We start from the raw sequence: 12,190 nt of genomic DNA, 5'->3' as shown, positions 1-12,190 counted from the left end.
GATCACGAATCCTGCTGCATTGAGATCTGATTTGAACACAACAATCCACCATTAAGTTTATAATAGATGTTTCTGGTGGTCAGAAGGAACTTGTTCCATGCTTTGCTGGAACAAACTCAACTTCCACTGTTGAAACAGAGCGCTTAAAAATTCCTTGCGCAACGAATAGGACGAATTGTATTTTTATTCACGTTAGATTGGGTACCCGCACCAAACCATTGGTACCATGCACGTTGATTATTAATCTCTGTAGATGTCCAGTAGTCAGTACCGGCATTAAATCCACCAATTGCAACTTTATTCGTGAAAAAACAATTTAATTGATTTAAAGCCGGTAAAAACCAATCGTTATAACATGTATTACCTGCCTGACAAGGTGTATTGCCTTGAGAATCAACTTCATAAAGGCTGCAAATACCGGCGGCATATTGTACCTGTGGATAATTATTGGGTGGATTTGAATAAACACTTACTATAGTTGTTGTATTGCTTGCACCATTGGTAGTACTGGTTGCATTGGTTAATACACCAAATCCACCGAAGATGGCGGATGAGCTATTATCTACATTTGCAACGATCATATTGTTCAATCCGCCACCAAGGAATCCAATTTTACCTCCACCTGAAGCTTGTCCAATGGCAGCATTCCTATAATTAAAACCATTATTTAAGACAGCACTTCCGTCCGGGGTGGTAATAACTACATTTACCGGGCCAGCTGCATGCGCCGGTGTTACAGCTGTCACCGCATTATTATTAACCACATGGACGCTTGTTGCAGGAATTCCATCAAAGGTAACACTGATTGTTCCCATAAAATGAGTACCAGTTAAAGTCACTCCGGTATTTCCAATTGCGGTTCCCGATACAGGATTGATAGTGCTTAGAGTTGGTATTGCTAAATAAGTATAGCCATTAGTCAATGTGTCACTGCCAGCTGCCGTTGTAACTACCACATCCACAGCACCTGCGGCATGGGCAGGCGTATCCGCTGTTAAAGTTGTTTCATTGATGACAACTATATTGCTTGCGCTCACTCCGTCAAAAGTCACCGTGCTGGAATTAGTAAAATTAGTTCCAGTCAGGGTGACAGCAGTATTTCCAAGCGACGTGCCGGCGTTTGGAGTAATAGAGACTAAGGTCGGCGCAACAGAAACAATACTCATTGCCGCACGAACTGGAGCTGTATTTGTTCCCTGAATTGAAAAATTAGTTTGCACAACAGGAGTTGTTGCCGCTGTGAAAGTTAAAGTGCAAGTGGCTAGCGGTTCCACGGAATTGCAATTATTTCCTGTCTCGAAAACTTTGCCGTCTAGTGCAGTATTTGTAAAATTAGAGGTAATATTAGTTGCTTTAACCCATATAGAATTATTCCTGATAGTCAACGATCCCGTTGCACCATTCGCTGTCAATGATAAAGGCGAATCCAGCACGCTAATGGCGGCATCGGTCAGCGGTGGCGCTGGATCAATTCTCAAGCTGTTTTCAGCGCTTGGAGTATAACATGTCGTGTAATGTCCCTGTTCGCAAACAACTGGGCCGGTAGAAATGTTCTCAGTTAATAGATTGCCATTAATCTGCAATGAAAGAATACAGGAAGAGTCCTTTGCTGATAATGCAAATACAGTTCCACATAGACCAGCACCCTGAACAATTTGTGTAATACCTCTTATCGGTGTCATTACCAGTATGTGTGGTTTCATTGACTGATTAGTAACACGATATTGGATCCATGCATTAGTATTGGTCGGAACAGATAAACGAGTTGGTGTTAGGGGAGAAAATGTCCATAATGGTTTTCCTGCGTGCACAGTAGCCATTATAAAAATAGCAATGATCATACTAAATAAGCGTCCGGCTAAAAATTTTATTTTCATGCTATACCCATGTAGTTTATTTACATTGAATTAGTTCACAATATTAATTTTCACACAAAGAGTTAGCAAACAAGCCTGACACAATGTTGAATTATTATGAGTAACTTTTTTTATTAAAGCCAGCGAATAAATGTTAACTCGATCCTGTCTGATTTTAAGCTCCTGCAATGACACTCCAGGGGTAAGTAATGACGTGTTCAAGAAATGCAACACTCCTGTCAAGCCAATAGATGGAATTTAAATTACAGATTAGGAGTGTAATGATATTTTTTCGTGAATTTGATTTTGGAGATTAGAATACTGGATGATAAGCCCAGCATTTGCTTAATCTATGAAGCTCAGCTCAACAGATGATCTTGTATTCATTAAAAACGACATGACTGGAGTTGTTAGGCTGCTCCATGCTTGGCGCAACCTAACTGAATTACAACACCGGTTTCAAGAGGTACACCCAGTAAGTGTTTGACCACTACAAACACACCATTGTGATCCGCCCCCACAATTGATGCATTGAGACTGATTAGCATTACAATAGGTGCCACCGGCACTGGTTATACCATTATTCCAGCTGCAATAACTTGTTCCTGGATTAGATTGACAATAAGTACTACTCGGAGGAGTGCCTGTTAATATTGGTGCTGTTAAATTGGCAGAAATCGACGCTTGGTAATTAGGTACGCTTACCGCTACATTAGTGCAATAACCCGAAGAAGGTGTTTTACAATCTTGCATCTGAGTAGTAGTCACCGGAGTTATTGTACTAGCTGCGAAATCACTATCGGTCAGGGTACTTAAATTACGAATGGTCTGATTTCCTACGGTCGTAATGCTGGCAGGTAACTCAACACCCGTGATCTGGATTAGAGATGTTGGACACGTTACGGGAACAACTGAGACATTATTCCAATTTTGTGTATTAAAACCTGATTGTCCTGCAGACGCAAAATTACAGGCGTTCTGCAAAGTAGTTTTGGCAGGATACACAGTGCCATTGTAGGTAACAGAATAGGTGGAATTTATACTGGAGTAATCTCCAAAATAGGCTGAGCAGGAGCTATTTTGAATATGATCAGCCCAGTTTACATTGCCGCCCGTGCCCCAAAACATTTGACACTGATTGGGAAAAGCGCCAGAGCCACCACCAGCCATGTATATATCAAAGGAATTAGGATTAGCTCCGATATTCACTGACTGAAAGATCATATAAGGGTATGGGCTTTTGCCATTAAATTTTAACGCAAAACAATAACCATTGAGTTGATTACACCCTCCAGAACAATTGGGTATCCCCAGTTGATCTCCCAGGGCGGCGGTTCCCACAGCATAAACAGTGTTGGTACTCGATAAAAAGCTGGGCAGAACATTCCCTTGAGTATCCATAGGAACTGCTTGAAGCATAGCCCATGAACCGAGCATGGTTTCCGGTGTTGCATAATAATCAGTAGAAACACAGACATTTCCCGTAGGAGCGCTACCATATGGGAATTTAGGGTCAATAGTCAAAACCCTCGGAATCGAATTCTGACTGGTCTGAGTGCATATATACGAACCTGGAGAATTATCACTCGGGCTTTTCGTTACACAGACTGTTGGCCCATCATTTAGATCGGATAATTTATCGCGATTTATTTTCAATGATAACAGGCAGGAAGCGCCGGGTTGCAGAACAAAAGGATTTCCACACTTCCCTGCCGAAGTATTCTGTGTGACAGCACCCATGGGCTTCATCGCAAAAGTATGGCGACTTTTCATTTGATTAGTGACCAGGTATTCGATAATTGCTATACCACTGTTGGGGTTTTGAATGGTTGTAGATGTCGTCGGGCTTATCAAAATAGGTAATTGTGTATTGGCATGAACGATAGCGATTGATAATAGACAGGTTGTGGTAACACTGACCCAAAAGTTCAGGATTTTTTTAATATGCATAATAATTCCTTAAGCAACAAAACTGAGGTTGAACTGTAATTGATTCGTGTAAACATGATTTAAATTCAAACCACCAGTTAGCACTTGTTCTGCGGAAGATCCAAGGGATGTCCTGCCCCAATCACTAAACTCATATCCCACACCAACAGACCAGTGGCTATTTAGCGCCCGTTGCAAACCGGCTCCTAGGGTGTACGAAAAATCTCTTGTTGTGTGAGAGGCAAAAGGAGGCTCTGGTTGAATATCAATATTTTTAGGTGTAGTGCTGTAGTTATAAGCATGATTAACACCTACACCAAGGCTGCCAGAAAGATAAGGTTGTACCAGCTGATAAAAATCTGTTAATAACTTGCCTTTAACCGCCAGACGAGTGTGCTTGATTTTATAATCATAAAATAAATTATTAAAATCTGGATCAGCATCTTGCCAAATATCACCATTGAGCGGGATGACAGTTGTTGTTGCAACGGCAAATCCAATTTGAGCAAACAGTTTCGGGGAAAAATAATGTTGCAGGCCCAAGAACAATTCTCCGCTACCAAATTTCTCAGTAGTAGACTGTGCAGCGAAGGTTTCGCGAAGTTCTGGCTGCAAATAAATGGTTTGGGTTTTACCTGGAGTGCTCCATACAGGGCCTAGACTAAGGGTGGCAGCAGGTCTCCATGAGCTATCAATACTGCCACCATCGCCAGCACATACCAGCCCGGTGAGCGTTATACCGCATGCTATCGTAACTACCTTGTTTAAGTTCACCTATTATCTCTATAAAGTCCATTAAATTTTGGGGATGATGCCTTTTAAAATCCCAAGAATCAACCCTTTCATTACCAAAAAATCAATTAAAAACAATACAAACCAAACCTAAACGAATCATCCTGTTTATCGAAACAAAACCCTTGGGAGAGAGCACCTGGATCACAACTCACAAAGCTCAACCTTATTTCATAACAACATAAAAGGCATACCCCCGACACATTTCGATTAGCCTCATTAACCTGCTCATAATCCCCTGGTGGTTAAATTTTATACATGAACTCATAACTTTGCGAGATTATCATGTCTAATATTTCCACAAAAAAACCTATTATTGTTTTATCTGTAATTGAGCCGGGAACTATGGGGGACTTATCTTTCGTAGACAAAATGATTGATTCTTATCAAAATCAAGAAAATGACCAACCCTTTATCATTCTTCTTAATGATTTAGGCGATGAATCATTAAAAGATAAAAGCCTTGTACAAACTTTAAAAAACAAAATTGGAGAAGAAAATGTACGGATTATTCACACCGACATTGAACACTCTGAAGAAATTACTCAATCCTGGCAATTACGAGAAGAAATTGCCAAATCCAAACCCCAAGCAATTGTTTATGGGCCAATGATAGTAGATAAAGATTGTGCTGCTTGTAAAAGATTAGCAACTATCAATGAAATACCCTTTATTGTTCTGCCTGAATACAGCTATAAATATCATGGCTCTAATTCAATTCCAACGGGTCCCGGACCAGAAGCTCACGGTATGTTTTTAGGCCTATTTGACGAAAACCATACGATACATGCTGAGGATGAACATAAATTTGGCAAATCATTAAACCAGTTAGAGAATGAAAATCAACTGTTTTTTGCTTATTTGAATAATCATTCATCAGGCCGTGGAGCGAACCCAGAGACGTTCAAACAAGAATTATTAAGTTATTTATATTTTGTTACCAGCACGTTAGCACATTCAGACATACAAAAACCAGCAGAGGTTTTTACCCGAATTACACCTGAGATTTTTAAATCTTACATTGAGGAGTTACTGCAAAACAATCCTTATGAATGTGGTTTTGAAATACACTATAATGGAGTAATTCATGAAGTCCCAGGGAAGGATGGACATGATGACCCTGTTGTAACCATTAATCTAAGCAATCCATTTCCTCTGAAAAAAGATACTATGATTGCCATGATGCAAGCGTGCAAAAGACAAAAAAATCCAGTTTGTGCTACGGGAGATCAATCTCTCGGTGAAACAATATCCATTGGAGTCCCCTTTTTTTATCAAACCATGCCATGGAAAAAAGATTTAGCTAAAGATTTAGACTCAACTGCTCAGGTAAAAAATCTTGATGGCGTAAGAGATATGAACAAGCAAGGATTTACCTTTAAGGGCTTAAGTGACGCCGATGAATTTGCAAACACATACAATGAAAAAAGAGATGAATGGGCTGCTCAGTACTCAACTTTAAGTGAACATATATCTGATTTACATCAAGATTTACCACAGAAGATTGAACACACGATACAAAATCAATCCAAATTAGGCTACCCGCATAGAAATAGATTTCATGGTGCTCCTGTTAATCCTGATGAATTTAGCGATATGAAAGATCAATTTAAAGAATTTAATGGAGATATGTTAAAAGCAAATATTTTAGCGGATATTAAAGATAAAATCTTGGGAGCACCTAATGAATATGTGTTAAATCTGATTGTTAATGGATTTAAACATTCCCCGGAATACACCATTCTAAAAACTGGACAAGGTGCAGTTACAACCTTGTTACACTTAGAAACAGACTCTATTAAAGAGTTCAATAAAATAGTTCGAGATGCAACTGAAGAGTTGCACTCTAAATCCAATGTAAGTATGAGCTAACATGTGCCAGCTTCAACTCCATATTAATAAATTGGCATCCAGATTATACAACGAGCTTAGGCCAGAAGGTCTGGCTCGTTACTTTTACTGGTTAAGCAACGAGATTTACTGCAATAACAGAAGATTCGAGCTCATTTTATTTTCGATAAGAGTATTAAACTATTTGATATTAGGAATCACCTTGAATTGATAAACTTTTTGCTTTAATAAAATATTGACTTAAATCTGGTGATTGGCTGAGCCACTTTCTAATGTATTCAACAAACTCCCAAATCAGCCGTTCATCGGCACGTTTTTTTAGATAATAAGCGTGAAACTCAATGTCCATAGAAAAATCGCTGAGTTGGACTACAGCTAATTTATCATTGAGTAGTCGTTCATAAATCAAACACCAACTGGATCCTGATTCCACAATTTGAATATTGCTGAATATCGTATTGACTTCAGCAATCGTTTTAATTGAAATGTCTTTTTGTTTCAGTAATAAATTAAATTTTTGGCGCATGATGCTGTCATTCGTTAACAATACCGCATCGTATTGCGCTAATTCAGCCATAGATATTGGCAACCTGGATTTGGCTAAGGGGTGTTCGATGGATACTATCGGAACAATTCTTTCTTTCCATAGAGGCACTGAAGATATATTGGCAGGGCAATTACCAACTTGAGGTAAAATAATCAGATCATAATTTCCACTTGTCAGACTAGTGCTAAGCTCTTTTGCAGGAACTATTTTATTAACAATAAAATAGTTCGTTTTAAGAGCATGCATGTAGTTCGTAAATTCGGCAAATGCTGAAATTGAAACATAAGGATTAAGCCCTATATTGATAGTTAATTTAGGTTGGCTTTTGCGGTCATTATGCTCTGCTTTCATCATTTCATTATAAATACCGAGCATTTGTCGAATATAAGGAAGAAATGCCTTCCCTTTATTCGTCAGTTCTACACCATAACTGGTATTTACAAAAAGTTGAGTCCCAAGTTCTTGTTCTAATTTTTTAATACGTCTGCTGATAGTTGGCTGTGAGGTGAACATATGCCTGGATGCTAGGGATATTGAATGATATTCAACAACAGCAAGAAAGGTTTTCAAATCTACTATGTTCATCTAAGCCTCCTGGTATCCTCTATAAAAGATAACCTTGCTTTTATATTTATTGTACTACTTTTTATAGAATATATTATTTGCTTTCTCCGGAAATAGAGCGTTATGTATTGATGAACATCACTAAATGAATAAGATTATGGATTTTAAAACAAAAAAATTTCATCCGTATCTAACTTGAAGCTCTTATCTCATCAAGGCACTATACAATGTATAGTGCCTTGATTACAAAAAAGTATATCGTTACTGAAGTATAGGGCCAAATACTCTCCATCCAAGAATAGCTAACAGGACAAATAACATAAGATGCCCCCCAACCAGACCATAGTTACCACGAGTATAATCACCTCGGTGCCAATACAGACCAAAGAGTAACCAAATAATCATCAGCACCCAAAACAGGACTCCAATAGGCATTTTAATCTCCCTAACTGTTAACCAGATCCTCTCTGCTGGGGTATTTAGGTGGATCAGATAAATTAATAACTCATCCACATAAAACCAGAACCAGGCTATTGTATTAATTATAGTTGATTGTTGGGCAATATATGGACAACCAGTTCCATTTAAGTATTTTTGATTCAATAGATTAAAGTCTAAAAATGATCTTCTCTATGAATCAATGAACCGTAAAAAAGTGTATCGCCTTCTTCAAACAGAATTAAATAATCGCATTATGTAAAAATTAAACACATTTCATGCTTTTTATGATAAAATTGGGGCCAGCTGGAGTACGTAATCAATTGCGATAACTTCACTAAGGGACAATTAAAGCAAAGAGACAATTAAACATCTAAACCGGTTAAAAATCCGGAGTAATTTTTAAGATCAAAAAAGGCATATATGAGCAACAGTAAAATAGAACTCAATCATCCAATATATACTGCACAGAATGAATTCAATATTGAAAATCCAACTGCAATTAATCTTAAAGAAGAAAAAGAATTAGTACCCCAAAGCATAGTCACGGCCAGTGGGGCAACCTATACGGAAGAGTTGCTTCTGAATCGAATTGATGAGACTGCTTTATTAGATGATTTTATTAGCGGTAAAAAAATTACCGAACGGAGTGAACGCTGGGTGGAGTGTTTTTCGAGAGACGATTTGGTTCGAATTTTCACAGCCTTTCCTAAGGTATACGATCGCTGTCAGACTTTGATGAGTAATACTCTTGGTCCGGTTATAAATAATGTCCTGTTATTTAATGATATTTTTTGTGATCTGTTTGAAAATATTTTGCAAAAAGCCAAAGCGATTCACTTACAATGCGGCTGGGCCTTTAGTGAAGATACCGACGAGTTTACTCAGTTTGAACTAGCACTCTCTTCATGGCACACCTTTCTGAAAGAAGATGCTTTCACAGCAAAAACATCGAACCTGATTCAAGCGTTGGATAAATTTGCCGAGTCTGATTTTGTACATTTGAACCAAATCGGATTTTCATCGATAAGCACTCAATTATACCAAATTTGTCAACAAGGGCGTTGCAGTGCTGGATTTACTGAACAATTATCCAGAGTATATACGGCAATAACACTCGCCCGAACTGTACTCTTTTATGGAACTATGCATAACAATAACAATTTTGAGGATAATGAAGCACCCCGCGAAAAAGTTAAAGTATGGGATTATTGTCAATCAGCAGTTTTCTTTAAAATGAATCCCGAATTAAAAAAAGAGATGGAAGCTCCATTATACCATGGCACTATAGATACGGAGGCTGCCAAGCGTATACTGAGCAATCCGGGTGATTATTTGGCCAGGTATTCGCCTAATTACAAAAATCATTATCTTACTGTCTTGTTGGATGCCAGTGTTTTACAGAGCAAAATAGTCTTGAACCTGATAATACCTCCATCCAAGGTTGAATCGTGGATTAAACAACCGACAGCGCATCGTGCAGAAATCGAATTTTATATTAAAGCGCAACTGTCCAAGGAGCATACAGAAAATACTCAGCAATGTGTAAATGTCTTTTTAAAAAAGGAACATTACGATCCAATTTTTAATCCGGTGTGTACTATTGGAACAGCTAATACAGTACTTAAAATAAGATAATCCGCCTCTAATCAATGACCAATCGTGAACTAGATTTCGATTCGTTTAATCCACAGTTCTGTTCTTGTGAATGATGGGCTGAAGATAACTCTTAAGTCCATCACTACTATTTACCCTTCCGAGGCCAGAGCATAAAGCCATATAAAATTTCAATAACGACTATCAAAATTTAACATCATTATTTAATTTTTGCTTAAGTTTGGAACTACATAATTGTCTTTAGAGTTCAGGATTCGTTCATTAGGTCCAGAATTTTGTAAATTTATATTCCAACCTTAAGGAGCTATCATGCCTTGGATTTATCCACCATTTACTTCACTTGAACACCATGAACAACAAGCTGTAATTAGTAATTACGAACAAAAATTCCGTGACTTTGATAATGACATTATTATCAATAGTGCACTCGAAGTATTACATGCCAATGGACGAACTAATGTAAACGCGATTCAAGTAGGTCCAGATAGAGCAGGCGAAGATTTTGATCTTTTTGCGCAACTTATAGGTAAAATACCGGAAGATAAACGTTATACCATTTTTTCATTACCTACCTGGCAAGGTCGCCATTCAGTTGCTGTTGTTATCGACACACAAAACAGTGAGTGTCATGTTATCGATTCGCTCAACAGGGTGTATCCGGAAGCAATAGGACAAATACAAACAGCTATTGAAATTGGAATTTTAGAGGGTTACAGCATAGTAAGACCTTCATCATCTGTTACACAACAATCAGATACCTGGAGTTGTGGTATTCACAGTGCAGCTAATATTGTGGGCATTATCACTGGCGATATTGATCTCAAAACAAACAAGGGTATTAGTCCCAGAAGCGATGCTGATGTACGCAATCTTTTGGGTATCTTTAGCAAAGCTTATGCAGAAATTTCGGTACAACGTGAACACAATTTAAATGACCCACGTTTAAATGCCAGACATAAAAAAGCGTTGCGTTCGGCCTTGGAAGCAATTGACTCCTCCAATTTTGGCCCAAAAGTGCAATCTGATATTCAAACATTAATCGAAGCGGTGCTTATTGATCTTCCCAAGGGAGTTACTGATGATCAATTAATGCAACAAAGACCTTTTACGGTATTTTTAACTGAGTTTAGTGAAAGAAATCCTGGTAATGCACTTGTTCCTGTATTAAATTCAGCTGATTTTGCAAGCTATTTACCCGCTTCCTTGCAGGGAAATTATGAAGACAATGCACTACTTATTCAGCTATATATTGCTGAGCAACTCATGGCCCAACAAGCCTCAGCAGCATTATTGCCAACTGAAGCTACTCTACCAAGCATTGACAGAAGTGTTGCCAGTTCATCTACTCCAGTCGTTGCAGAAGAGTTCTCTTTAGAAATCGCTTTGAAAAGTTTTGTTGAACCAATTTTAGATAGAAAGCGTCAAAAAGATCTGGAACATGCAATAATGTATTTTGGATATATGACTCGGTATTCACCAGACATGTTCAATGAAACCTCATGTCGCATGTTAGCTTCTCATAAAAATTCAATAAATCTCGCTTGTGCACTGATAGAACTTGGTTCTGTAACAGATCCAATAGTTCAAGTTATTGTGTCTTTAGATGATCCCAGGGACTATAGGCATAGACCAGCCGTTGGAGCTGATGCTAAACTACCAACACACTCGTCCGCTTCATCGATAAGCAGTAGCAGCTCACAACCGTCAGCAAGTCCTGCACCGCAATTACCACAAAGTGAATCAAGCAGTTCCAGTTCAGCAGATAAGGGTTTATCTACGGAATTTATTCAATTTTTATCATCCATCCCTAAACATGAGCGTGGTGGCTTACAGGTGAGAGATTATTGGAATTCACGTACCCCAGAAGTACAGGTAGCCTTGACATCTCGATTTAATGCTGAAAATCAACCAAAAGCAACATCCCGTTCAACTGGCGGAGCTCTGGATTATATAGGAAGCTTCTTTGGTCAGCCACCTCGAAGTGAAACAAGCTCAGGTATGACACAATTAGATGAGTTTCTTGACAAGAAAGCTAAGGATCTAGGTTTTGATAATATTGAAGGAGTTCGTTACTTTTACGGTGATGAGATGGTAAGTGACATATCAAATGGTTTTTTTAGTCCACTTACTCAGCAATTTTCCATTTCCAATAGATAATCCATAAATTTTCTTTGAGTGAAAAAGTAAGATCTCTTGCTTTTTCACTTTAAAGAAAACCTGTTTAATTTCCTAATGAAGTGTATAAACCGTGATACCATAAAATTCCCAAACATATCCTATCATTTTTCATAATTACAATTATTAGGGTGTGTTGATAATTCAAATATTTATTTCCAACGTCGCGGGACGTCGAAATCGGAATTGTCAACAGCCCCTACACTTTCGGCCTTATTAATGTTCGTCTTTGCGAACAAAGTGAAGCAATTCAGAACTCAAATCCAATAAAGCTCCGCTGTGGATTGCTTCGCGTTGCTCGCAAAGACAACTGTTTATAGGATCATTAAGACTTCAATAAATACTCTTTCAGCCTTATAAATGTTCGTCTTTGCGAACAAAGTGAAGCAATCCAGAACATATATCCAATAAGGCTCCGCTG

8 protein-coding genes are annotated in these 12,190 nt (G+C 38.3%); 3 read left to right on the top strand and 5 right to left on the bottom strand.

Going from position 1 to position 12,190, the window contains the following annotated elements; genetic code table 11:
• Positions 1-143: 143 nt before the first annotated feature.
• From Lqua_RS18600 to Lqua_RS12005, 3 genes are all read right to left on the bottom strand, one after another.
• On the bottom strand, positions 144-1,877 hold the full coding sequence (locus Lqua_RS18600) for an IPT/TIG domain-containing protein (RefSeq protein ID WP_058474531.1): 1,734 nt from the start codon (positions 1,875-1,877) through the stop codon (positions 144-146).
• Between the two features lie 438 nt (positions 1,878-2,315).
• The gene (locus tag Lqua_RS12010; protein WP_058474530.1) at positions 2,316-3,806 is read right to left on the bottom strand and encodes a hypothetical protein; all 1,491 of its coding nucleotides are present in this window, start codon (positions 3,804-3,806) and stop codon (positions 2,316-2,318) included.
• A gap of 9 nt (positions 3,807-3,815) precedes the next feature.
• Complete coding sequence (locus Lqua_RS12005; protein ID WP_058474529.1) at positions 3,816-4,559, bottom strand: outer membrane protein; 744 nt, start codon at positions 4,557-4,559, stop codon at positions 3,816-3,818.
• A 303-nt stretch (positions 4,560-4,862) separates the two neighbouring features.
• Here Lqua_RS12005 and Lqua_RS12000 point away from each other — a divergent pair, with 303 nt between their 5' ends.
• The gene (locus Lqua_RS12000) at positions 4,863-6,449 is read left to right on the top strand and encodes a hypothetical protein (RefSeq protein ID WP_058474528.1); all 1,587 of its coding nucleotides are present in this window, start codon (positions 4,863-4,865) and stop codon (positions 6,447-6,449) included.
• A gap of 169 nt (positions 6,450-6,618) precedes the next feature.
• Here Lqua_RS12000 and Lqua_RS11995 read toward each other — a convergent pair whose 3' ends face one another.
• Both Lqua_RS11995 and Lqua_RS18235 read right to left on the bottom strand, forming a co-directional pair.
• Positions 6,619-7,560 (bottom strand): LysR family transcriptional regulator, encoded by a 942-nt coding sequence (locus Lqua_RS11995; RefSeq protein WP_058474527.1) that lies wholly within the window; start codon positions 7,558-7,560, stop codon positions 6,619-6,621.
• A gap of 240 nt (positions 7,561-7,800) precedes the next feature.
• Positions 7,801-7,974, bottom strand: coding sequence for a hypothetical protein (locus Lqua_RS18235; RefSeq protein WP_157076143.1), 174 nt, complete (start codon positions 7,972-7,974; stop codon positions 7,801-7,803).
• Between the two features lie 426 nt (positions 7,975-8,400).
• On the opposite strand from Lqua_RS18235, the gene Lqua_RS11990 reads away from it, so the two are divergent.
• Positions 8,401-9,615, top strand: coding sequence for an SH2 domain-containing protein (locus tag Lqua_RS11990; RefSeq protein ID WP_058474526.1), 1,215 nt, complete (start codon positions 8,401-8,403; stop codon positions 9,613-9,615).
• Positions 9,616-9,903: 288 nt separating this feature from the next.
• Positions 9,904-11,751 carry a hypothetical protein gene (locus tag Lqua_RS11985; RefSeq protein ID WP_058474525.1) on the top strand — a complete coding sequence of 616 codons (1,848 nt, stop codon included), beginning with the start codon at positions 9,904-9,906 and terminating at the stop codon, positions 11,749-11,751.
• Positions 11,752-12,190 lie beyond the last annotated feature (439 nt).

It is taken from the genome of Legionella quateirensis, from assembly GCF_001467955.1.
In the GTDB taxonomy this organism is placed as follows: Bacteria; Pseudomonadota; Gammaproteobacteria; order Legionellales; family Legionellaceae; genus Legionella; species Legionella quateirensis.
The sequence above is the reverse complement of the archived record's forward strand: the minus strand, read 5'-3'. Positions and strand labels throughout refer to the sequence as shown.

Excerpts from the sequence above, each read along its gene's own strand:
- Lqua_RS11990 (WP_058474526.1), top strand. The coding sequence starts at position 8,401 with ATGAGCAACAGTAAAATAGAACTCAATCATCCAATATATACTGCACAG.
- Lqua_RS11995 (WP_058474527.1), bottom strand. The coding sequence starts at position 7,560 with ATGAACATAGTAGATTTGAAAACCTTTCTTGCTGTTGTTGAATATCAT.
- Lqua_RS18600 (WP_058474531.1), bottom strand. The coding sequence starts at position 1,877 with ATGAAAATAAAATTTTTAGCCGGACGCTTATTTAGTATGATCATTGCT.
- Lqua_RS18235 (WP_157076143.1), bottom strand. The coding sequence starts at position 7,974 with ATGCCTATTGGAGTCCTGTTTTGGGTGCTGATGATTATTTGGTTACTC.
- Lqua_RS12000 (WP_058474528.1), top strand. The coding sequence starts at position 4,863 with ATGTCTAATATTTCCACAAAAAAACCTATTATTGTTTTATCTGTAATT.
- Lqua_RS11985 (WP_058474525.1), top strand. The coding sequence starts at position 9,904 with ATGCCTTGGATTTATCCACCATTTACTTCACTTGAACACCATGAACAA.
- Lqua_RS12010 (WP_058474530.1), bottom strand. The coding sequence starts at position 3,806 with ATGCATATTAAAAAAATCCTGAACTTTTGGGTCAGTGTTACCACAACC.